Origin of the sequence: Bradyrhizobium sp. SMVTL-02, assembly GCF_051853005.1 — a bacterium.
Lineage (GTDB): Bacteria > Pseudomonadota > Alphaproteobacteria > Rhizobiales > Xanthobacteraceae > Bradyrhizobium.
The window spans coordinates 4806076-4826254 of the sequence record NZ_CP182469.1 but is presented as its reverse complement, the minus strand read 5'-3'; the positions used below and the strand labels follow the sequence as shown (position 1 = coordinate 4826254).

Sequence of the window (20179 nt, the reverse complement as noted above, 5' to 3'; positions counted from 1 at the left end):
ACCGGTGGTGGGGCAAGGGGCAAAGAGCGGGACCGGAGTTATCCCCTGATCTGTCTCCCGCACGGTCGTTCCGGGATGGCGCGCAAGCGCCAGACCCCGCATCTCGAGATCCTCAGGCGCGCAGGGGCGCGCCGGAGTTCGGCTCTTCGAGCCGCCCCGGAATGACGCCCGAGGACGCGGAGGCATTGTGAAACCAATTCTCGCTGCATTTGTATCAATCGTCGCAATCTCATCCGCGACAGCCCAATCGCTCCCCGGCGGCTTCGTCTATCTGCGCGACATCGATCCCAGCATCGTCCAGGACATCCGCTACGCCACGTCGAACAACTTCGTCGGCCGTCCGCTCACCGGCTACGGCGCCGGCGAATGCGTGGTGAAACGGGAGGTGGGGCTGCGGCTGAAGGCGGTGCAAGCGGAGCTCGCGGCGCAAAATCTGTCGCTCAAGATGTTCGACTGCTACCGGCCGGCGCGGGCCTCGCTCGACATGGTCAGGTGGTCGCAGAACGGCCACGAGACCGCTGCCGAGCGGCGCTACAACCCGAAGATCCCGAAGACCGAGCTGTTTCGCCTCGGCTACATCGCGAGCCGCTCGCAGCATTCCACCGGTGCGGCACTCGACCTCACGCTGGTCGATCTCATGGCCGACAATTCCGGCAAATATGATCCGACCAAGACCTACGCCGACTGCACGGCGCCGGTCGCGGCGCGGGCGCCTGAGGGCAGCGTCGACATGGGCACCGGCTACGACTGTACCGACGCCAGGGGCCATACTGCGGCACCGTCGATCACACCGGGCCAGCGGGCCTGGCGCAGGCGGCTGGTGGCTGCGATGGCCAGGCAAGGCTTTGTGAACTATTCGAAGGAGTGGTGGCACTTTTCCCTGCCGGGGGCGGGCGGGGCGGCCTATGATTTCCCGATCCAGCCGCGAACAAGGTAGAGTTTGATTGAAGCAGATGCAGCCGCGAGTCGGATTACCTCTCCCGAGGGGAGAGGTCGGCGCTAAGCGCCGGGTGAGGGGATCAACTCCCTCGGTAATGCGTAACCCCTCACCCGCGCCTCCGGCGCGACCTCTCGTCGGGAGACGTGGCAGCCCGTGCGGACACGGATTTGATCGGAACGCGTATGACCCAGCCCAGTTTTGCGACCCATGACGTCTTCAACCAGTCGCCGCCATTCGAGGACGTTGACCTGTTCGCCGTGGATCGGCCGCTGGTCGACGCGGTCAAGGCCAATGGCGGTGCGGCGGCGGAACGCGAGCTGTCGGAGTTCGGCAGGCATTGGGGCTCGGCCACGATGGCCGATCGCGGCCGCGTGGCGAACGAGAACACGCCGAAGCTGCGGGCCTTCGATGCAAAAGGCAATCGCCGCGACCAGGTCGAGTTTCATCCGGCCTATCACGAGCTGATGGCGCACAGTGCGCATGCCGGTGTGCACAATTCGACGTGGACGGCGGACGGCAAGCCTGCGGGCGATGCCGCCGAGGTCATCCGGGCCGCAAGGTTCTACATCGCCGCGCAAGTCGAGACCGGCCACCTCTGCCCGATCACGATGACGCGCGCCTCCGTCGCCGCGCTCGCGATGCAGCCTGATCTGCTCGCGCGCGTGATGCCGGTGCTGTCGACCAGAAGCTACGATCCCTGCTTCGCGCCATGGTGGGAGAAGCGCGGCATGACGCTCGGCATGGGCATGACCGAGAAGCAGGGCGGCACCGACGTCCGCGCCAACATGACGCGCGCGGTGCGCGACGGCGATGCCTATCGCATCACCGGCCACAAATGGTTCATGTCGGCGCCGATGTGCGATGCGTTCCTGGTGCTGGCGCAGGCCGATGGCGGGCTGACGTGCTTCTTCATGCCGCGGTTTGCGCCTGACGGTTCGGTCAATGCGATCCAGTTCCAGCGGCTGAAGGACAAGCTCGGCAACCGTTCCAACGCCTCCTCCGAGGTCGAGTTCGTCGGCGCCTATGCGCAAGCGGTCGGCGAGGTGGGCAAGGGCATCCGCACGATCATCCAGATGGTGCAGCTGACGCGGCAGGATTGCGCCATCGCCTCGGTCGGCCTGATGCGCTCGGGCCTCGCCCATGCGCTGCATCATGCCCGTCACCGCAGCGTGTTCCAGAAGCATCTCGCCGATCAGCCCCTGATGCAGGCCGTGCTGTCGGACATGGCGCTGCATGTGGAGGCGAGCGTGGCGCTGGTGATGCGGCTTTGCCGCGCCTTCGACCGCACCCCGTACGACGCGTCCGAGGCCGCCTATATGCGGCTGCTCACGCCCGCGATCAAATACTGGACCTGCAAGAGCGCGCCAGCGTTTCTTTACGAGGCGATGGAGTGCCTGGGAGGCAACGGCTATGTCGAGGACGGCATTTTGGCGCGCCACTACCGGGAGTCGCCGGTCAACGCGATCTGGGAAGGCTCGGGCAACGTGATGTGCCTCGACGTGCTGCGCGCGCTCGCGCGCGAGCCGGAGGCGGCGGTCGCGGTGCTGCAATCGCTGGCGGCCGAGACCAAAGGCCTGCCGGGCGCAGGCGAGGCGGCCGCGTTCATCGGCAAGACCTTTCGCCGCGCCGATGGCGAACGTGTCGCGCGCCTTGCGGTCGAGAAGCTGGCGCTGCTGGCCGCGGCCGCCGCGCTCAACGGCGTGTCGCCTCGTCAGGCCGAACTGTTCGCGACGACGCGCCTCGCAACGAGCCACGCCAGCATGTATGGCGCCGTCGAGTTGGATCGCGCCGATGTGCAGGCATTGCTCGAGCGGGCGTTGCCGTGAGCTTCCCCAACGAAAGCCTCCTGATGGACTCCCTCAATCCCGATCATCCGCCGCTCGTCATGACGCCGGCGCCGCCGCGCGTCTGGAAGTTCTGGGGCACGGCCCTGTGGGGCCTCTTCATCTTCTTCGCGATGTTCGTCGGCCAGGTCGGGGCGATCGTTCTGCTGGTCGTGCTCCGCGGCGTGCCCTTCAACATGGCGTCGCTGCAGTCGATCGGTCACGAGCCTCAGGCGCTGGCGCTGTCGGTAATCATGGGCCTGCCGGCGACACTGGCTGCGGTGTGGCTTGCCATCCGCATCAAGAAGGCGTCCTTCGTCGACTATCTCGCGCTCTATTGGCCGTCCTGGAAGCAGTTGCTGTTCGGCGTGATCGGTCTCGTCCTGATCGTTCTGGCCTGGGAGGTGGTGTCGCGATCGCTCGGCCGCGAGGCGACACCGGGCTTCATGACCGATCTGCTGAAATCGGGGCGCGACAAGGGCGCCGCGCTCCTGCTGCTGGTGGCCTTCAGCGTGGCCGCGCCGATTTCGGAAGAAGTCCTGGCGCGCGGCTTCCTGTTTCGCGGCTGGTCGGCGAGCTTCTTGCGCGTGCCGGGCGCGATCCTGCTGTCGTCGCTGGTGTGGACAATCGTGCACCTGCAATACGACATGTACTTCCTCGCCGAGGTTTTCACCATCGGCCTGTGGTTCGGCTACATGCGCCATCGCGCGGGCTCGCTCTGGCTGACGACCATCTTGCACGCGCTGAACAACATGACCGCGGTGGTGCTGACGATGTGGCTTGGGAGCTGAGGCCTCTTGCTCCGTCATTGCGAGCGCAGCGAAGCATTCCAGACTACCTCCGCGGAAAGATTCTGGATTGCTTCGTCGCAAAGGCTCCTCGCAATGACGGTGGTGAGAGGCGTGCTCGCAATGACGGGGGCTAGGCCACCAGCGCGATCGCGATCGGCATCGTGATCGCCGCCAGGATCGTCTGCAGCGTGATGATCTGCGCCAGGAGCGGCGCGTCGCCCCCCATCTGGCGGGCCAGCACATAGGCGCTGGGTGACGTCGGTACGGCCGCGCAGATCGCGACGATCGCGAGGCTCTTGCCTGCGAGCCCGAACCAGGTGGCAAGAATCAGTGCGAGCACGGGCATCAGGACCAGCTTGAACGCGACGCCGAGGCCAGCGCTCATGCTGGGGCGGAGCAGGCCCTTGAGCTGCAGGCCGGCGCCGGTGACGAGCAGGCCGATGGCGAGCGAGGAGCGGCCGAGCGCGTCTGCCACCTCGTGCCAGATCTTTGGCAGCGGCAGATGGACGACGTTGATGATGAGGCCGATCACGCAGGCCCAGATCAGGGGATTGCGGATCACTGTCATGGCGACGGTGGGACCCGACTGCTTCTCGGGCGAAGCATAATGCGCAAGCACGGCGACGCTGAAGACGTTCACCAGGGGAATGATCGCGACCATGGCCACGGAGGCGAGCGCCAGCCCTACCTCGCCGAACATGTTGGCGGAGACGGACAGCGCGACATAGGTCTGCCAGCGCGTCGCGCCCTGGAAGATCGAGGTGAAGGCGGGGCCGTCGATGTCGAGCCGCGACAGCGCAGGGCGCAGCGCGAGGCAGAGCAGCGACATCGCCAGGGCCGACAGCAGCAGCGCGCCGCCGACCCCTGCGACCGGCACCTTTGTGAGGTCCGCCTTCACCAGCGTCTGGATCAGCAGCATCGGGAACAGCACGAAATAGGTCAGCCGCTCCAGCCCGTGCCATTGCGTGTCCAGCCGCATCAGGCTGTGCCTGAGCACGACGCCGAGCACGATGAGGATGAAGACCGGCAGCAGCGCCGCGATCACGACCGCCATGGATCAGCCGGTGCGCAGATTGGCCAGCCGGTCGAGCGCGCCTTGCAGGATGAAGATCGCGGCGTGCTCGTCGATCACCTCGGCGCGCTTGGCGCGGCTGACGTCCATGCCGATCAGCTCGCGCTCGACCGCCGCGGTCGACAGGCGCTCGTCCCAGAGGCCGATAGGAAGCGCGGTGAGGCCGGCGAGGTTGCGGGCGAAGGCGCGCGTCGATTGCGCGCGCGGGCCCTCGCTGCCGTCCATGTTGATGGGCAGGCCGAGCACGAAGCCGACCACTTTGCGCTCGGTCGCGATCACCAGCAGCCGGGCCGCGTCCTGCTTGAACTGCTTGCGCTGGATCGTCTCGACGCCGGTGGCCAGCCGTCGGTCCGGGTCGGACACGGCAACGCCGATGGTCTTGGTGCCCAAATCAAGCCCGACCAGCGCACCGCGTTCAGGCCAATGGGTTGCAGCATCGGTGAGGGGGAGGATAGGAGCCGGCATGGCTCCAGCGCATAGCACGCGTCGCGCTGCGGGGTGAACCCGGAACATGGATGCGTCGACACTATTCGGCCTCCGATGCTGGTCTGCTATGCCCTGGAATTTTCGCGTGACGGAACACCAGCGCTTGCCTCAGGCCGCGATGACATCCTCGTCCTTCTTCAGGCAGGCGATGAAACCTTGCAGCGCGCTGTACTGATGTCCGGCGCTGCGCTGGATGAAAAGCGTCTCGGCGCGCGCGTGCGCGGGGCTCAGCGTGTGGATCGATACGCTGGCGTTCATCGCGCTGCGTTCGACGACCGCGCGCGGCAGCAGCGTCACGCCCATGTCGGCGGCAACGCAGCCGATCATGCCGTCGAGCGTGCCGAGCTCGAAGCGTGCGGCCGAGGGCCAGCCGAACTCGACGAACACCTGCTCGAGCCGCTGGCGATAGGTGCAGCCGGTGCGGAACACCAGGGCGGTCGGACCGGACTCCGGCGTGCCGGCGCGCAGTTCGGCGAGCGAAGTCCAGCGCCGCGCGCTGACCAGCACCAGCTCTTCGCGAAAGGCGCTGGTCGCGGTGAGGTCGGCATGTGCGATGGGCCCAGCGACGAAGGCGCCGTCGAGCGTGCCTTCGAGCACGCCGGCGACGAGGTCGGCCGTCGTTGAGGTGCGCAAGGAGAGGCGCACGGCGGGGAAGCGGCGGTGGAAATCGGCGAGCAGTGGTGGCAATCGCACGGCCGCTGTCGTCTCCATCGAGCCGATCGCCAGCGGTCCCTTCGGTTCGCCGTCGTCGCGCGCGGCCAGCACGGCCTCGCGTAACAGCGCGGCCATCCGCTGCGCGTAGGGGAGGAGGCGTTTGCCGGCGCCGGTCAGCGTCATGCCGCGGCTGTGGCGCTCGAACAGCGACGTGCCGATCTCCGCCTCCAGCGCCTTCACGCGCTGGGTGACGTTCGACTGCACGGTGTTGAGCTCTTCAGCGGCGCGGGTGATGCCACCGGTACGGGCGACAGCGGCAAAGGTCTGGATATCGCTGAGTTCCATGGCCTCGTTTCGCTTCTGAGATGGTAGCGTTCGCAACAATTCATTTTTCGAGAATGCTAGTCGCGCTTACTGTCGCTGTCCAGATCCGGGAGGAGCCATGTCGATTGTGACGCCGCTGACCACGCTGCTGGAGATCGAGCATCCGATCCTGCTCGCGCCGATGGACATCATCGCCGGCAGCCGCCTGGTGACGACCGTGAGCCGCGCCGGCGGTTTCGGCATTCTCGGTGGTGGCTATGGCGAGCGGGCGTGGCTGGAGCGGGAGACGGCGAAGCTCGCCAAACTGCGTGCGCCGTTCGGGATCGGCTTCATCACCTGGAGCCTCGCCAGAAAGCCCGAGCTTCTCGGCGTTGCGCTCGCCGCAAAGCCGTCCGCGATCATGTTGTCGTTCGGCGATCCCACCCCGTTCGCGCCGAGGATCAAGTCCGCCGGCGCGCGCCTGATCTGCCAGGTGCAGGACGAGGCGATGGCGCGGCAGGCGCTTGATGCCGGCGCCGATATCCTGATCGCGCAGGGGACGGAGGCGGGCGGTCATGGCGCCTCGCGCACGACCGTCGATCTCGTGCCCGCGATGGTCGATCTCGCCGCGGGCCGTGTGCCCGTGGTCGCGGCCGGCGGCATCGCCGATGGGCGCGGGCTCGCCGCGATGATGATGCTGGGTGCGGGCGGCGTGCTGCTCGGCACGCGCTTCTATGCGAGCCTGGAGGCCGACGGTGCGGAGGAAGCCAAGCGGCGCATCTGCGCAGCAAACAGTGGCTCCACGGTGCGCGGCATCATCTTCGATCTCTCCCGCAACAATGTCTGGCCGGCCCCGTTCACGGGACGGTGTCTGGTCAACGACCATGCCAGGCGCTGGATCGGGCGCGAGGTCGAGCTGATGCAGAATGTTGCCGCAGTCGCGGCCGAGTATGCCGCGGCGAAAGAAAGCGGCAATTTCGATATCGCCGCTGTCATCGCGGGCGAGGCAGTCGGACTGATCCATGATATTCCACCGGCGGCGGAGATCGTCGAGCGGATTGTGGTGGAGGCAGAGCAGTTGCTGGAGGGAAAGCGCAATTCGGTGAGCGGTGCCTTCCCTTCTCCCCTTCTTGTGGGAGACGGTGGCGCGAAGCGCCGGATGAGAGCTATCTCTCCGCAAACTTAGTATGGTCTTTGAGGAGAGATACCCCTCACCCGTCTCGCCGCTATCGCGGCGATCCACCCTCTGCCACAAGGGAGGGGAAGAGCGAATACGAGGCAAGAACAATGTGGCCTGACCGTCGACTGATCGATCTCTTCAAGACCGAATTCCCGATCGTGCTTGCGCCGATGGCCGGTGTGATGGATGCGGAGCTGGTGATCGCGGCGGCGCAGGGCGGGGCGCTGGGGTCGCTGCCGTGTGCGATGATCTCGGCCGAGAAGGCGCGCGAGCAGGTCGGTCTGGTCCGCCAGCGCGTGAAGGCGCCGGTCAACATGAACTTCTTCTGCCACACGCCCGTCGAGCTCACGAGCGAGGCCGAAGCGCGCTGGAAGCAGCGGCTGACGGGCTATTACACCGAGCATGGTCTCGATCCGGCCGCGCCGATCGCCGCGGCGAACCGCGCACCGTTCGATGCGGCGTTCTGCGATGTCGTCGAGCAGCTGAAGCCGGAGGTCGTCAGCTTCCATTTCGGCCTGCCGGAGCAGGCGCTGCTGAGGCGCGTCAAGGCGGCCGGCTGCCTCGTCATCTCGTCCGCGACGACTGTCGAGGAAGCGGTCTGGCTCGAGCAGCATGGCGTCGATGCCGTGATCGCGCAGGGCGCCGAGGCCGGGGGTCATCGCGGCATGTTCCTGACCGACAAGATCGCCGAGCAGCCCGGCACGTTTGCGCTGGTGCCGCAGGTTGCCGATGCCGTGAAGGTGCCGGTGATCGCGGCGGGCGGCATCGCCGATGGGCGCGGCATTGCTGCGGCCTTCGCGCTCGGCGCCTCCGGCGTGCAGATCGGCAGCGCCTATCTGCGCTGCCCGGAATCCAAGGTCAGCGCGGGCGGACGCAGGGCTCTGGCGGAGGCACGGGACGATTCCACCGTGATCACCAATGTCATGACCGGCCGGCCGGCGCGCGGGGTGCAGAACCGCCTGATGCGCGAGGCCGGCCCGATCTCGCCGGATGCGCCGCCGTTCCCTCATGCGGCGACCGCGCTGGCGCCCCTCAAGGCGGCGGCCGAAAAGCAGGGCAGGGTGGATTTCACCAATCTCTGGGCGGGGCAGGCGATTGCCCTCGGCCGCGAGGTCCCTGCGGCCGAATTGACCCGGAATCTGGCCCAATCGGCGCTGGCCCGCATGAAGACGCTGGCCGGCTAGGCCGGTTGCGGCGCAAAAGCGGCCTCTGCTATACGGCACATGGGTTTTGCCGTGAGAGGCCTTATATAATGTCCGTCGACGCCGCTACCGTCCGCCGCATCGCGCATCTGGCGCGCATCGCGGTTTCCGAGGACGAGGTTCCGCATCTGCAGGGAGAGCTCAACGCCATGCTCGCCTTCGTCGAGCAGCTCTCGGAGGTCAATGTCGAGGGCGTGGAGCCGATGACCTCGGTCACCCCGATGCAGATGAAGAAGCGGCAGGACGTGGTCAATGACGGCGAGATCGCCGACGATATCGTCGCCAATGCACCGGCGACCGAAGGTCACTTCTTTGTTGTGCCGAAGGTCGTAGAGTAAACTTTTAGGACGTGGTCCGATGTGTCTGCTTTGCGACGACGAGAAGGCCTACCAGGCCTACATGAATTACCTCGACAAGATGGAGCGGCAGGGCAAGGCTGCCGACCCCAATGTCGCCGTCAATGCCGTGCTCGACGAGATCGAGGCGGCCGCGAAAGGCGCCGCCAAAAAAGACGACCCGGCCAACGACAAGACCCTGTCTCCGTTCTTCTGCAGCCCGATCAATAAATGACCGATTTGACATCGCTGACGCTCGCCGAGGCCCGCAAGGGTCTCGCCGACAAGACTTTCACGTCGCTCGAGCTGACCGATGCGCATCTGAGCGCGATCGAAGCTGCGCGCGTGCTCAATGCCTTCGTGCTGGAGACGCCCGACCAGGCGCGCAGCATGGCGCGCGAGGCCGACGCCAGAATCGCCAAGGGCGATGTGGGGCCGCTCGCCGGCATCCCGCTCGGCATCAAGGATCTGTTCGCGACCAAGGGCGTACGCACCACGGCATGCTCGAAGATCCTCGGCAATTTCGTGCCGACCTACGAGTCCACCGTGACCTCGCAGCTCTGGCGCGACGGCGCGGTGATGCTCGGCAAGCTCAACAATGACGAGTTTGCGATGGGCTCGGCCAACGAGACCTCGTGCTTCGGCCCCGTCGGCAATCCCTGGCGGCGCGAGGGGAGCAACACGACGCTCGTCCCGGGCGGCTCGTCCGGCGGCTCGGCCTCGGCGGTGGCGGCGCTGCTGTGCATGGGTGCGACTGCGACCGATACCGGCGGCTCGATCCGCCAGCCGGCGGCGTTCACGGCGACCGTCGGCATCAAGCCGACCTATGGCCGCTGCTCGCGCTGGGGCATCGTCGCCTTCGCCTCCTCGCTCGACCAGGCAGGTCCCATCGCACGCAGCGTGCGCGATGCCGCGATGCTGCTGCGCTCGATGGCCGGTCACGATCCGAAAGACACGACCTCGGTCGACATCCCCGTGCCGGACTACGAGGCCGCGATCGGCAAGTCCGTGAAGGGCATGAAGATCGGCATCCCCAAGGAGTATCGTCTCGACGGCATGCCGGCCGAGATCGAGAAACTGTGGAGCGAGGGCGCGGCGTGGCTGAAGGCGGCCGGTGCCGAGCTCGTCGAAGTGTCGCTGCCGCACACGAAGTATGCGCTGCCGGCCTATTACATCGTGGCCCCGGCGGAGGCGTCCTCGAACCTCGCGCGCTACGACGGCGTCCGCTATGGCCTGCGCGAGCAGGCCAAGAACATCATCGAGCTGTACGAGAACACCCGCGCCGAAGGGTTTGGCGCCGAGGTGCGCCGCCGCGTCATGATCGGCACCTATGTGCTCTCGGCCGGCTATTACGATGCCTACTATCTGCGCGCTCAGAAGGTGCGCACGCTGATCAAGAAGGATTTTGAGGATTGCTTCGCCAAGGGCGTCAACGCGATCCTCACGCCGGCGACGCCGTCGGCGGCCTTCGGCATCGGCGAGAAGGGCGGCGCGGATCCGGTCGAGATGTATCTCAATGACATCTTCACGGTGACTGTGAACATGGCGGGCCTGCCGGGCATCGCCGTGCCCGCCGGCAAGGATATGCAGGGCCTGCCGCTCGGCCTGCAGCTGATCGGCCGTCCGTTCGAAGAGGAGACGCTGTTCTCGCTCGGCGAGGTGATCGAGCAGGCGGCAGGCCGCTTCACGCCCGCGAGGTGGTGGTGAATGTCGCCGGCTTCATCGCGAGCCTCGACGGCGCGGCGCCCGCGTCGGAGCTGAACGCGCCGCTCAGAGGGCTCTGGTGGGCCGGCAAGGGCGACTGGGACCGCGCGCACAAGATCGTCCAGGACGAGAGCAGCCGCGATGCGGCGTGGGTGCACGCATACTTGCACCGCGTCGAAGGCGATCTCGGCAATGCCGGCTACTGGTACCGTCAGGCCGGCCAGCCCGCGGCAAAGGATTCATTGGAAGCGGAGTGGGAGCGGATCGCTGCCACGCTGCTCGGGAGCACAACATGAGCACGGCCACGCACAAGCTTCTCAAGGGCGCCACCGGTGACTGGGAAATGGTCATCGGCATGGAAATCCATGCCCAGGTGACCTCGAACGCAAAACTGTTCTCGGGCGCCTCGACCGCTTTCGGCGGCGAGCCGAACAGCCATGTGTCGCTGGTCGATGTCGCGATGCCCGGCATGCTGCCCGTCATCAACGAGGAATGCGTCAGGCAGGCTGTCCGGACCGGGCTTGGTCTCAACGCGAAGATCAATCTGCGTTCGGTGTTCGATCGCAAAAACTACTTCTATCCGGACCTGCCGCAAGGCTACCAGATCAGCCAGTACAAGTCGCCGATCGTGGGCGAGGGCGAGGTGCTGGTCGAACTCGACGGCGGCCGCAGCGTCACCATCGGCATCGAGCGCCTGCATATCGAGCAGGATCCTGGCAAAATGCTGCACGACCAGTCGCCGTCGCTGTCCTTCATCGACTTCAACCGCTGTGGCGTGGCGCTGATGGAGATTGTCTCAAAACCGGACATCCGCGACGCCGAGCAGGCCAAGGCCTATGTGACAAAGCTGCGCTCGATCATGCGGTACCTCGGCACGTGTGACGGTGACATGGAGAAGGGATCCTTGCGCGCCGACGTCAACGTCTCGGTGCGCAAGCCTGGCGGGCCGCTCGGCACGCGCTGCGAAATCAAGAACATGAACTCGATCACCTTCATCGGCCAGGCGATCGAGTATGAAGCGCGGCGCCAGATCGAGATCATCGAGGATGGTGGGCAGATCGAGCAGGAGACGCGTCGGTTCGACCCCGACAAGGGCGAGACGCGCTCGATGCGGTCGAAGGAAGAGGCGCACGACTATCGCTACTTCCCCGATCCCGACCTCTTGCCGCTGGAGTTCAGCCAGGCGTTCGTCGACGAGCTGAAGGCGAAGCTGCCGGAATTGCCGGACCAGAAGAAAGCGCGCTTCGTTGCCGATTTCGGCCTGTCGGCCTATGATGCGAGCGTGCTCGTCGCCGAGCGCGAGAGCGCGGTGTTCTACGAGACGGTGCTCGACAAGCTCGCCAATGGCGCGCGCGACGGCAAGATGGCGGCGAACTGGGTGATCAATGAACTGTTCGGCCGTCTCAACAAGGAAGGCAGGGATATTACTGGCTCTCCAGTCAATGCCGAGCAGCTCGCTGCGATCATCGACCTGATCGGCGAGGGCACGATCTCCGGCAAGATCGCGAAGGACCTGTTCGAGATCGTCTGGCAGGAAGGCGGAGACCCGCGCGCGCTGGTCGAAAGCCGCGGCATGAAGCAGGTCACCGATCTCTCGGCGATCGAGAAGGTGGTCGACGACATCATCGCGGCCAATCCGGACAAGGCCGCGCAGGTGAAGGACAAGCCGCAGTCGCTCGGCTGGTTCGTCGGCCAGGTGATGAAGGCGTCCGGCGGCAAGGCCAACCCGCAGAGCGTCAACGACCTGCTCAAGTCCAAGCTCGGCATCTAGCCTCGCGCGTTCGAACGGGGTGACGGACACCTCGCGGGGGGCCCGATGCGACGTTCGCGCGCATCGTTGGCGGCAACATCACCCGCTTGGGGTGCGCAGCGCCACCGAATCGCCGTCGCGCGATTCGCGCAAAACGGCGACTTGTACGGCTCTGACGAGCGGTTGCGCCGTTAAGCATGAAAATAATTTCGTTGCCAAAGTTCGCGACTCAGAGTCCGCGACTCGCTTCTGCGCGGCGATAGCGCGCATTGCAGCGCATTTCGTCGCACTGATCACGCGTGATGTGTGTGCGCAGAATAGTACTTGCTGCATAGAGTTTTTTTGCAATCGCTGCGCCGGGCGACGTCGATGCTGCGAGAAACATTTGCAATTCCAGACGCGTGTCTCTGCGTCTCGGCAAATCAAGCGCGGCTGGCGCACGCGCACCGCGCCGTCAACACTTCCTTAAGTGAGAAGATGTTTTTTTCGTCGTGTTGGTGTATTTGGGGGGAGTGCATTCGATCCCCGAGTGCACGCAGCGATTAAAGCCATCTCACACATCGGAGGGCAACATGGCCAAGAAAGCGAAGAAGGCGAAGAAGGCGAAGAGCGCAGTGAAGAAGACTGCGAAGAAGACCCGCAAGGTCGCGAAGAAGAAGAAGTAACTTCGCTTCTGAAGTCGCCGGCTCTTAAAGCAGCCGGCACGTCATCAGCGCCTCCCAGAGGTTCTGGTCGACGATAGAGGGTGTCGGCGAGACATCAGGTCAACGGTCGGGCCGTTTTGTTTCACGGTCCGGCAGAAGAAACGAGTTTCTTCGTTCGGTGCGGTTCGCCTTCCGGGGCTCCGCAATTTCACAAGCGGCCTTCGGGTCAACGTGAAATATGGTCCTGACGTGTTCGCCGACGCCCTCGTTCTCCTGAGGCCGGGGTATTGCCGGCATTCCCTTTCCCGACATTGCTGATCTGACCGAGACGTGGCCGCGCCGCTTCTGTCGTGCTGCCTTGGGGCAGGCGAGGGGTGCGGCAAAGCGGCGATTGCCGTAACGGTCATTGCTCGGGCGGCTGTGCAAAGCCACCAACTCCCATTTTCCGATCCCGAGCTTCGCGCCGGCCAGCATTGGCGGCTGCGCATGGTGCCGCCGCATGAGGCGGCCACGGAGCTCTTCCCGTGAACCACTCCCACGAATTGTAACCGCAGGTCGCGCACCACCGCGCGCGATGGTTATCGAGATCCCAAAATCCAGCGGTAAACAGAATCCGACGAATGGCAAAAGTGCCTGGAAAGCAGGGACTTTTTGAATTTTGCGTACAGGGGCGCGCACGCGCGTTTACGTCTGCTTCATCGCGATACTTAAACTGCCATTCAAATTTGCCCGCCATCATCGCTTCCAACAAGCCGGCAAGCGGCGTGGGGAGAGTTGAACAGTGCACGATCCCAGAGGGGACCATGCACATCGGAGTTGGACGGGAGCCGCGCTCAGGGGAGCGAGGCGGCACAAGAAAAAGGGGATGCGTTATGTTTCAGGGTACTTTCGATCTGGAGACGGCGACGCCGATCGACGCCAGCGCGCTGTCGGACGTGCTGTTCGAGCGCGGAATCTATTGGGCGAGCGGCCGCTCCGGCCTCGTTGATCTCGTCGCCGCGCACAAATGGTTCAACCTCGCTGCCCTGAAGGGCCGCAAGGACGCCGTGGCGCTCCGCCAGGAAGTTGCCGGGCAGATGTCGGATGCCGAGATCTCGGCCGCGCAGCGCGAGGCAAGGGCCTGGCTTTCCGCCCACTAGAGCCGTTTCCGGTCCGATGGAACCGGACCGGGGCTCTCGGTCGGTTGGATACCGGTCCTTGCGCGAGCCCGTATCAACTACGCGCGAAACCGCTTTGAACTGAGAATCGCATCCGACCCGGCGTTTTCACGGCGGACCTGTTGCGCTGGATCAAATCTTTGGTCGTGCCGCCACTTAAGAATCTCCGCGGCATGGACACCCACGACACCAATCGACAATGGCTGCCGATTCAGATCGCGCCCGACGACTGCGATCTGGAACTCGCACGGCCGAACAAGACAGGCATCGTGCCCTGGACCTTTCCGGCCCGCCGCAGGTCCGGCGTCTGGTTCAACGTCTGGGCCAACGAGCCGGTGCTGATTTCGCCGTCGCATTGGCGCATCTGGCGGTCCGAGCGCTAGGTGCGGACACGCACATATATAAGGTCATCGCGAATCGGCGCTGAGCCCGGCGTCGCTGATTTGGCGCACGGGTCCCACGCAGCCATTCGGCGGTCGCTTTCAGGTGAAAGATCCCAGACACCTTGAATCTGCTGGCGCGTGGCGGAGAGGGAGGGATTCGAACCCTCGATACAGCTTGAGACCGTATGACGCTTTAGCAAAGCGTTGCCTTCAGCCACTCGGCCACCTCTCCGGTGCGAGCCTTATGCCTCTAATTAGTTGGGCCGGTCAATTTGTAAGCGCGTGATTGCGCTCGAATATTCCCAGCGATTTTCGAAACAAGCCGATCTCTTCCCGGGGCGCCAACTTGGTGCCGCGAGAACGGACCTGGTGCTGGAAGCGCCTTCCGTCCCTTAGCAAGGATATTTTTCCCGGATGAATGCGTTTCTTCTCATGCAAGCCACTGAATCATCGATGAATTTTCAAAAATTGCGGGCGTGGGCGCCTGACTGTGTTTCCTCCAGATCCGCCTGGTTAGTTGCTGGCCCGATCCTTAAGCGGACGCCAAGAGCACGCCGCGGCCGAGCGCCACTTTGCGCGCGCACGCGGGAAGACCTGGATCAGAAAAAGAGCCGCGGAATCAAGCCATGACTCATCCTTTGAGTCTCCTTTCTGATTCCACGATTCGCTCATGCCAGCGCCTGTGGAGAGGAGTGCGTTGGCCGGCGCTCCTTAAGTGGGGAATTTTCGGGGCAAGCGGAACCGTCTCGAAAAATCTAACGTAAACAGAGGCTTACACGGGCGTCGCGATCACATCTGCGTGTTATTTGTGCAACACCCGTCGGAAAACAAGCTTCATAGGCCCGTTTCGGAGCGTTCTGTTGTTGTGTGTGCAAGGACGTTCGGTAATTGTGACTGAGCGACGGAGGGGGGCATCCCGAGGTCGTCCCGTTTAGGTCTTTCGCTTAAGTCCCTCGCGTTCATGCGGGTGTGTCCGAAGGCGCGAAGGGACCAACAGCGGTGATTTAGAGCGGGTTGGGGAATTGGCCGTACGGGTCAGTGACCATCCCTGAAGAGCAACTTGGAGGTTTAACATGAAGTTGGTTAAGAGCCTTTTGCTCGGCTCAGCGGCGGGTCTGATCGCCGTGGGCGGAGCGCAGGCAGCCGATCTCCCCGTGAAGGCCAAGGCGGTCGAATACGTGAAGATCTGCTCCCTGTACGGTGCGGGTTTCTACTACATCCCGGGCACCGATACCTGCATCAAGCTGGGTGGTTATCTGCGCGCTGAAGTCGCGTTGAACACCAACTCGGATATCAACGGCCAGTATAACATCTCGACCCAGGGCGCCAACGGTGCACGCAACCGTCTGACGAACTACTACACCGCTCGCGCTCGTGAAGACCTCAACATCGACACGCGCACCGCGACCGAGTACGGCGTGGTCCGCACGTTCTTCGACGGCGTGTTCTCCTGGACGACCGGCAACTTCGTCGGCACCAACAGCGCATTCGGTGGAACCGCCTACAGCGGCACCCTTGTCCTCGGCAACGGCAACACGGCGCTCTTCGGCTCGGGTGGTGGCTCGGTGAACGGCACCGACGGCAACACCTCGGCTGGTTCGCTCGGCGTGTACTACGCCTTCATCCAGTTCGCCGGCTTCACGATGGGTAAGGCAGTGTCGCAGTTCGACGCCCCCTGGACCAACTATCCGGGCAACAACTTCGACGGCCTCGCCGGCGGCAGCGGCACGGTCACTGGTGTCAACCAGTTCTCCTACACCGCTGACTTCGGTCAGGGCGTGACGGCGGCGTTCTCGGCGGAAGATGCCACCCAGTACTATCAGGCTGGTAATCTCAACCTGAGCGGCGGGAGCGTGGTCGGCTTCTTCTCCGGTTCGTTCGGTACCGGCTCCATCGGTGGCTCGCGCTCGCCGAACCTCGTCGCTATGGTTCGTGTCGATCAGGCTTGGGGTCTGTTCCAGGCGTCGATTGCCGCGAAGGACAACCACGTTGGTTACTATGGTGGGACCGAACTGACCGGTCACCCCGACGACAAGTGGGGTTGGGCGGCTCAGCTCGCTCTGTCGATCAAGAACATCCCGACCGGTGCGGGTGACGTGATCAACATCCAGGGTGTCTACACCGACGGTGCGACCCGCTACAACTTCCAGAACCTCTCGGGCAGCACGTTCGCGATGTTCGGTAGCTCGGGCGTGGCCTACCAGAGCGTCGGCTTCGCGACCGCACCGGACACGGTGTATATCAACGGTAGCAGCCAGGAAACCATCAAGACCTGGGGCTTCCGCGGTGCTTACACCCACAACTGGGATCCCTACTGGAACACCGCGATTTACGGTGCCTGGGCTGCGGCGCAGTATGGCTCGCTTGGCAAGGCCGCGATTTGCGGTCCTCTCGGGATCGGTGGCGGTATCTTCGGAGCTACCCCGGGTCTCACGAGCTGTAACCCCGACTTCAACCTGAGCAACGTCGGTATCATCACCCGCTGGACGCCTGTGAAGAACCTGACCTTCTCGGCTGACTTCACTTGGAGCCATCTCGACCAAAAGATGGCGGGTGTCGTGTTCAACCCCGCGACTATCGCCATCCCGGCCAAGCCGGCCGCGGCGTACGAGTTGAGGGATCAGGACACGTTCACCCTGCTCCTCCGCGCTCAGCGCAACTGGTAAGTTCGGTCTGACGACCTAACCTCCAAGGCCCTCGGCAGGAAACTGCCGGGGGTTTTGTTTTGGCGAACGGGCTTCCGACCCGACGATGTCAGCCGAGCCAGCGCCCCCGCTTCCGTGACCTTTGCTCGCTAGGGCTCAGGTCCCAGCCTCTCCGCGCGTCTGCTTGATCCGAAACGGACCTTTGATCTGGATCAACCCAGAGGAGTGGCGCCTCGCTTCTGTACGCCTCACGGTTGGTCAAAGACCCCACTATCGAAAAGCGCATAACAACCGAAGCAACTCGTCGCGCGGTGTGAAGCAACGCAGGCCGCTGATGCACGGGCCGGGGGCGTCATGAATCTGGCTGATACGAAGTCGTTGTCTGGCTCCGGACAATCGTTCGAAGATCCAGCAGCCGAGGGGATGCTTTACGTGCCGGGCGGCACGTTTCGAATGGGCTCGGATCGACATTATCCGGAGGAAGCGCCAGCCCACCGCGTTACCGTTGACGGATTCTGGATGGATCGCACGCCGGTCACCAACCGCCAATTCCGCAAATTCGTGAACGCAACCGGTTACGTCACTTTCGCCGAAATTACACCTGATGCGAAGGACTATCCGGGCGCTCTGCCGCACATGCTCAAGGCCGGCTCACTGGTCTTCACGCCGCCCAAGCGGGCTGTGGACCTGCGCAACTGGGCGCAATGGTGGAGGTTCAAATTCGGCGCCAACTGGCGCCGCCCCTATGGTCCGCGCAGCAATATCAGCGGGCTCGACGACCACCCGGTCGTCCACGTCGCCTACCGCGACGTCGAAGCCTATGCCAAATGGGCCGGCAAGGAATTGCCGACCGAGGCCGAATGGGAATTCGCCGCACGCGGCGGACTGGACGGCGCGGAATTCGCCTGGGGTGACGAGCAATTCCCCGGCGGGAGGCATATGGCAAACACCTGGCAGGGCAATTTCCCGCACCAGAACCTTGCGGCTGATGGCTTCGAACGCACTTCGCCCGTCACCGCATTCTCGGCCAACGGTTACGGCCTGCACGACATGATCGGCAATGTCTGGGAATGGACGGCCGATTGGTATTCGCAGAAGCACGAAGCCGACGCCCCGAAATCCTGCTGCATTCCGCAAAATCCTCGCGGTGGGCCCGAGGGCGCGAGCTACGATTCTTGTCAGCCGACCCTCAGGATTCCGCGCAAGGTGCTCAAAGGCGGCTCGCATCTTTGCGCTCCCAACTACTGCCGCCGCTATCGTCCGGCCGCGCGTCATGCCGAGCCGATCGACACCTCAGCAAGCCATCTCGGCTTCAGGTGCATCACCAGGAAGAGGATCACGTCATGAGTACAGATAGGATTCCGGAAAAGCCTGAGATGAGCACGAGACCAAGCGGCGGAGAATTGAAGCGCCGCGATCTCTTGTTGAGTGGTAGTTCTCTCGTCGCCGCTTCGGCGCTCTCGGCCGTCGGATTGACGAGCCCGGTACAAGCGCAGCAACCGGCACCGGCGCCAGCCGCGGCCGGCCAGCGGCCGAACATCGTCGTCATCATGGGAGACGATATCGGCATCTGGAATATCGGCGCCTACCACCGCGGGATGATGGCCGGGCGGACGCCAAACCTCGACAAGATCGCCGCCGAAGGCATGCTGTTCACCGATTACTACGCCGAGGCGAGTTGCACGGCGGGTCGCGCCAACTTCATCACCGGCGAGCTGCCGATCCGGACCGGCATGACCACAGTCGGCCAGGCCGGCGCTCCCACCGGCTTGCCGGCGGAGGCCGTGACCATTGCGACGGCGCTGAAAGGAATGGGCTACGCCACCGGCCAGTTCGGCAAGAATCACCTTGGCGACAAAAACGAGTTTCTGCCGACGGTGCATGGCTTCGATGAATTCTTCGGCTACCTGTATCACCTCGATGCGATGGAAGATCCGGCCCACCCCGGTTATCCGCAGGACCTGTTGAACGTCGTCGGTCCGCGCAACATGGTCCACTCGTGGGCGACCGATGTCGATGATGCCACCGTGGATCCGCGCTGGGGCAAGGTGGGCAAGCAAAGGATCGAGGACGCAGGCACGCTCTATCCGAAGCGGATGGAAACCGTGGACGACGAAATCCGGGACCTTGCCTTGAAGTTCATTGAAAAGGCCAAGGCCGACAACAAGCCGTTCTTCCTGTGGCTCAATCCAACCCGCATGCACATCGTCACGCACCTGTCGCCAAAATACCAGGCGATGCGCAATTCCAAGAACGGCTGGACGATTCATGAAGCGGGCATGGCGCAGCTCGACGACGATGTCGGCATCGTCATGCAGAAGCTCAAGGACATGGGCGTGGATGACAACACCATTGTAATCTTCACTACCGACAACGGCACAGAGGTCTTCACCTGGCCGGATGGCGGACAGACGCCTTTTGCGCAGAGCAAAGGCACGGTCATGGAGGGTGGCTTCCGCGCGCCGGCCATGATCCGCTGGCCGGGCAAGGTGCCGGCCGGCAAGGTTGAGAACGGCATCATCTCCGGGCTGGACTGGTTCCCGACCTTGCTAGCCGCAGCCGGCAACCCGAACATTGTCGAGGAGCTGAAGAAGGGCAAACACATCGTGGACCGCACCTACAAGTGCCATCTGGACGGTTACAATCAGATGGACATGATCACCGGCAAAGGGCCCTCGAAGCGGCACGAAATCTGGTACTTCGGCGAGAGCGAGCTGGGAGCCGTGCGCATCGACGACTTCAAGTATCGCTTCATCGACCAGCCCGGGGGATGGCTGGGCGAAAAGACCAAGGTTGACGTTCCCTACCTGATCAACCTTCGCCTCGATCCGTTCGAGCGGACGGGCTGGCCCGATAGCGGGACCAAATTTGGCGCGCAGCAATACTTCGACTGGTTCAAATATGAATTCTGGCGCTTCGTGTTCGTTCAGCAGGAGGTCGAGAAACTGGCCATGACGGCGATCGAGTTTCCGCCGATGCAGAGGGGGGCAAGCTTCAATCTAGACGCGGTGAAGGCCAAGATCGAAGCGGCGCGGGCGGCGATGGCGAAATAAGCGTGGACCACTTGCGGGCCGCCTCCTATGGTCGCCCGCTCCTCCCGGCAGCGACTC

General features: G+C 64.1%; 18 protein-coding genes and 1 tRNA gene. 15 read left to right on the top strand and 4 right to left on the bottom strand.

Going from position 1 to position 20179, the window contains the following annotated elements; all coding sequences use genetic code 11:
* Positions 1-196: 196 nt before the first annotated feature.
* From ACNJYB_RS22840 to ACNJYB_RS22830, 3 genes are all read left to right on the top strand, one after another.
* Positions 197-937 (top strand): M15 family metallopeptidase, encoded by a 741-nt coding sequence (locus ACNJYB_RS22840; RefSeq protein ID WP_439375624.1) that lies wholly within the window; start codon positions 197-199, stop codon positions 935-937.
* Positions 938-1122: 185 nt separating this feature from the next.
* Complete coding sequence (locus ACNJYB_RS22835) at positions 1123-2766, top strand: acyl-CoA dehydrogenase family protein (RefSeq protein WP_439368604.1); 1644 nt, start codon at positions 1123-1125, stop codon at positions 2764-2766.
* A 23-nt stretch (positions 2767-2789) separates the two neighbouring features.
* Entirely contained in the window at positions 2790-3554 is a 765-nt protein-coding gene (locus ACNJYB_RS22830; RefSeq protein ID WP_439368603.1) for a lysostaphin resistance A-like protein, read from the top strand.
* A gap of 130 nt (positions 3555-3684) precedes the next feature.
* On the opposite strand, the gene ACNJYB_RS22825 is transcribed toward ACNJYB_RS22830, so the two are convergent.
* The 3 genes from ACNJYB_RS22825 to ACNJYB_RS22815 form a co-directional block, all read right to left on the bottom strand.
* Positions 3685-4608, bottom strand: coding sequence for an AEC family transporter (locus tag ACNJYB_RS22825; protein WP_439368601.1), 924 nt, complete (start codon positions 4606-4608; stop codon positions 3685-3687).
* Positions 4609-4611: 3 nt separating this feature from the next.
* Positions 4612-5091 carry a Holliday junction resolvase RuvX gene (ruvX, locus tag ACNJYB_RS22820; RefSeq protein WP_439368600.1) on the bottom strand — a complete coding sequence of 160 codons (480 nt, stop codon included), beginning with the start codon at positions 5089-5091 and terminating at the stop codon, positions 4612-4614.
* A gap of 129 nt (positions 5092-5220) precedes the next feature.
* Positions 5221-6111, bottom strand: a complete 891-nt coding sequence (locus tag ACNJYB_RS22815; RefSeq protein ID WP_439368599.1) for a LysR substrate-binding domain-containing protein — start codon at positions 6109-6111, stop codon at positions 5221-5223.
* Positions 6112-6208: 97 nt separating this feature from the next.
* Between ACNJYB_RS22815 and ACNJYB_RS22810 the strand changes: the two genes are divergently transcribed.
* The 9 genes from ACNJYB_RS22810 to ACNJYB_RS22770 all read left to right on the top strand — a co-directional run bounded on the left by ACNJYB_RS22810 (position 6209) and on the right by ACNJYB_RS22770 (position 14424).
* Positions 6209-7255: an NAD(P)H-dependent flavin oxidoreductase gene (locus ACNJYB_RS22810; RefSeq protein WP_439368598.1), complete on the top strand. Its 1047-nt coding sequence runs from the start codon at positions 6209-6211 to the stop codon at positions 7253-7255.
* Between the two features lie 101 nt (positions 7256-7356).
* Positions 7357-8433: an NAD(P)H-dependent flavin oxidoreductase gene (locus ACNJYB_RS22805; RefSeq protein WP_439368597.1), complete on the top strand. Its 1077-nt coding sequence runs from the start codon at positions 7357-7359 to the stop codon at positions 8431-8433.
* Positions 8434-8501: 68 nt separating this feature from the next.
* A complete protein-coding gene (gene gatC, locus ACNJYB_RS22800) occupies positions 8502-8789 on the top strand; it encodes an Asp-tRNA(Asn)/Glu-tRNA(Gln) amidotransferase subunit GatC (protein ID WP_439368596.1) in 288 nt (95 codons plus the stop codon).
* A 19-nt stretch (positions 8790-8808) separates the two neighbouring features.
* Positions 8809-9021, top strand: a complete 213-nt coding sequence (locus tag ACNJYB_RS22795) for a hypothetical protein (RefSeq protein WP_439368595.1) — start codon at positions 8809-8811, stop codon at positions 9019-9021.
* Complete coding sequence (gene gatA / locus ACNJYB_RS22790) at positions 9018-10493, top strand: Asp-tRNA(Asn)/Glu-tRNA(Gln) amidotransferase subunit GatA (protein ID WP_439368594.1); 1476 nt, start codon at positions 9018-9020, stop codon at positions 10491-10493. The genes ACNJYB_RS22795 and gatA overlap by 4 nt, the downstream gene beginning before the upstream one ends.
* On the top strand, positions 10484-10786 hold the full coding sequence (locus ACNJYB_RS22785; RefSeq protein WP_439368593.1) for a hypothetical protein: 303 nt from the start codon (positions 10484-10486) through the stop codon (positions 10784-10786). The genes gatA and ACNJYB_RS22785 overlap by 10 nt, the downstream gene beginning before the upstream one ends.
* The gene (gatB, locus tag ACNJYB_RS22780; protein ID WP_439368591.1) at positions 10783-12261 is read left to right on the top strand and encodes an Asp-tRNA(Asn)/Glu-tRNA(Gln) amidotransferase subunit GatB; all 1479 of its coding nucleotides are present in this window, start codon (positions 10783-10785) and stop codon (positions 12259-12261) included. Before ACNJYB_RS22785 ends, gatB begins: the two co-directional genes overlap by 4 nt.
* A gap of 1495 nt (positions 12262-13756) precedes the next feature.
* A complete protein-coding gene (locus tag ACNJYB_RS22775) occupies positions 13757-14023 on the top strand; it encodes a hypothetical protein (RefSeq protein WP_439368589.1) in 267 nt (88 codons plus the stop codon).
* A gap of 191 nt (positions 14024-14214) precedes the next feature.
* Positions 14215-14424: a hypothetical protein gene (locus tag ACNJYB_RS22770; protein WP_439368588.1), complete on the top strand. Its 210-nt coding sequence runs from the start codon at positions 14215-14217 to the stop codon at positions 14422-14424.
* 139 nt (positions 14425-14563) lie between these two features.
* Here the strand turns inward: ACNJYB_RS22770 and ACNJYB_RS22765 are convergent.
* Positions 14564-14656, bottom strand: a tRNA-Ser gene (locus ACNJYB_RS22765).
* Between the two features lie 841 nt (positions 14657-15497).
* On the opposite strand from ACNJYB_RS22765, the gene ACNJYB_RS22760 reads away from it, so the two are divergent.
* From ACNJYB_RS22760 to ACNJYB_RS22750, 3 genes are all read left to right on the top strand, one after another.
* Positions 15498-17090: a porin gene (locus ACNJYB_RS22760; RefSeq protein ID WP_439368587.1), complete on the top strand. Its 1593-nt coding sequence runs from the start codon at positions 15498-15500 to the stop codon at positions 17088-17090.
* Between the two features lie 333 nt (positions 17091-17423).
* Positions 17424-18416, top strand: coding sequence for a formylglycine-generating enzyme family protein (locus ACNJYB_RS22755; RefSeq protein ID WP_439368586.1), 993 nt, complete (start codon positions 17424-17426; stop codon positions 18414-18416).
* The gene (locus ACNJYB_RS22750) at positions 18413-20122 is read left to right on the top strand and encodes an arylsulfatase (RefSeq protein WP_439375623.1); all 1710 of its coding nucleotides are present in this window, start codon (positions 18413-18415) and stop codon (positions 20120-20122) included. The genes ACNJYB_RS22755 and ACNJYB_RS22750 overlap by 4 nt, the downstream gene beginning before the upstream one ends.
* Positions 20123-20179 lie beyond the last annotated feature (57 nt).

What these genes read in the sequence shown, in the direction of transcription:
- ACNJYB_RS22830 (WP_439368603.1), top strand. Translation starts at nt 2,790, where the DNA reads ATGGACTCCCTCAATCCCGATCATCCGCCGCTCGTCATGACGCCGGCG.
- ACNJYB_RS22795 (WP_439368595.1), top strand. Translation starts at nt 8,809, where the DNA reads ATGTGTCTGCTTTGCGACGACGAGAAGGCCTACCAGGCCTACATGAAT.
- ACNJYB_RS22755 (WP_439368586.1), top strand. Translation starts at nt 17,424, where the DNA reads ATGAATCTGGCTGATACGAAGTCGTTGTCTGGCTCCGGACAATCGTTC.
- ACNJYB_RS22760 (WP_439368587.1), top strand. Translation starts at nt 15,498, where the DNA reads ATGAAGTTGGTTAAGAGCCTTTTGCTCGGCTCAGCGGCGGGTCTGATC.
- gatA (WP_439368594.1), top strand. Translation starts at nt 9,018, where the DNA reads ATGACCGATTTGACATCGCTGACGCTCGCCGAGGCCCGCAAGGGTCTC.
- ACNJYB_RS22775 (WP_439368589.1), top strand. Translation starts at nt 13,757, where the DNA reads ATGTTTCAGGGTACTTTCGATCTGGAGACGGCGACGCCGATCGACGCC.
- ruvX (WP_439368600.1), bottom strand. Translation starts at nt 5,091, where the DNA reads ATGCCGGCTCCTATCCTCCCCCTCACCGATGCTGCAACCCATTGGCCT.
- ACNJYB_RS22835 (WP_439368604.1), top strand. Translation starts at nt 1,123, where the DNA reads ATGACCCAGCCCAGTTTTGCGACCCATGACGTCTTCAACCAGTCGCCG.
- ACNJYB_RS22805 (WP_439368597.1), top strand. Translation starts at nt 7,357, where the DNA reads ATGTGGCCTGACCGTCGACTGATCGATCTCTTCAAGACCGAATTCCCG.
- ACNJYB_RS22815 (WP_439368599.1), bottom strand. Translation starts at nt 6,111, where the DNA reads ATGGAACTCAGCGATATCCAGACCTTTGCCGCTGTCGCCCGTACCGGT.
- ACNJYB_RS22825 (WP_439368601.1), bottom strand. Translation starts at nt 4,608, where the DNA reads ATGGCGGTCGTGATCGCGGCGCTGCTGCCGGTCTTCATCCTCATCGTG.
- ACNJYB_RS22810 (WP_439368598.1), top strand. Translation starts at nt 6,209, where the DNA reads ATGTCGATTGTGACGCCGCTGACCACGCTGCTGGAGATCGAGCATCCG.
- ACNJYB_RS22750 (WP_439375623.1), top strand. Translation starts at nt 18,413, where the DNA reads ATGAGTACAGATAGGATTCCGGAAAAGCCTGAGATGAGCACGAGACCA.
- ACNJYB_RS22770 (WP_439368588.1), top strand. Translation starts at nt 14,215, where the DNA reads ATGGACACCCACGACACCAATCGACAATGGCTGCCGATTCAGATCGCG.
- gatB (WP_439368591.1), top strand. Translation starts at nt 10,783, where the DNA reads ATGAGCACGGCCACGCACAAGCTTCTCAAGGGCGCCACCGGTGACTGG.
- gatC (WP_439368596.1), top strand. Translation starts at nt 8,502, where the DNA reads ATGTCCGTCGACGCCGCTACCGTCCGCCGCATCGCGCATCTGGCGCGC.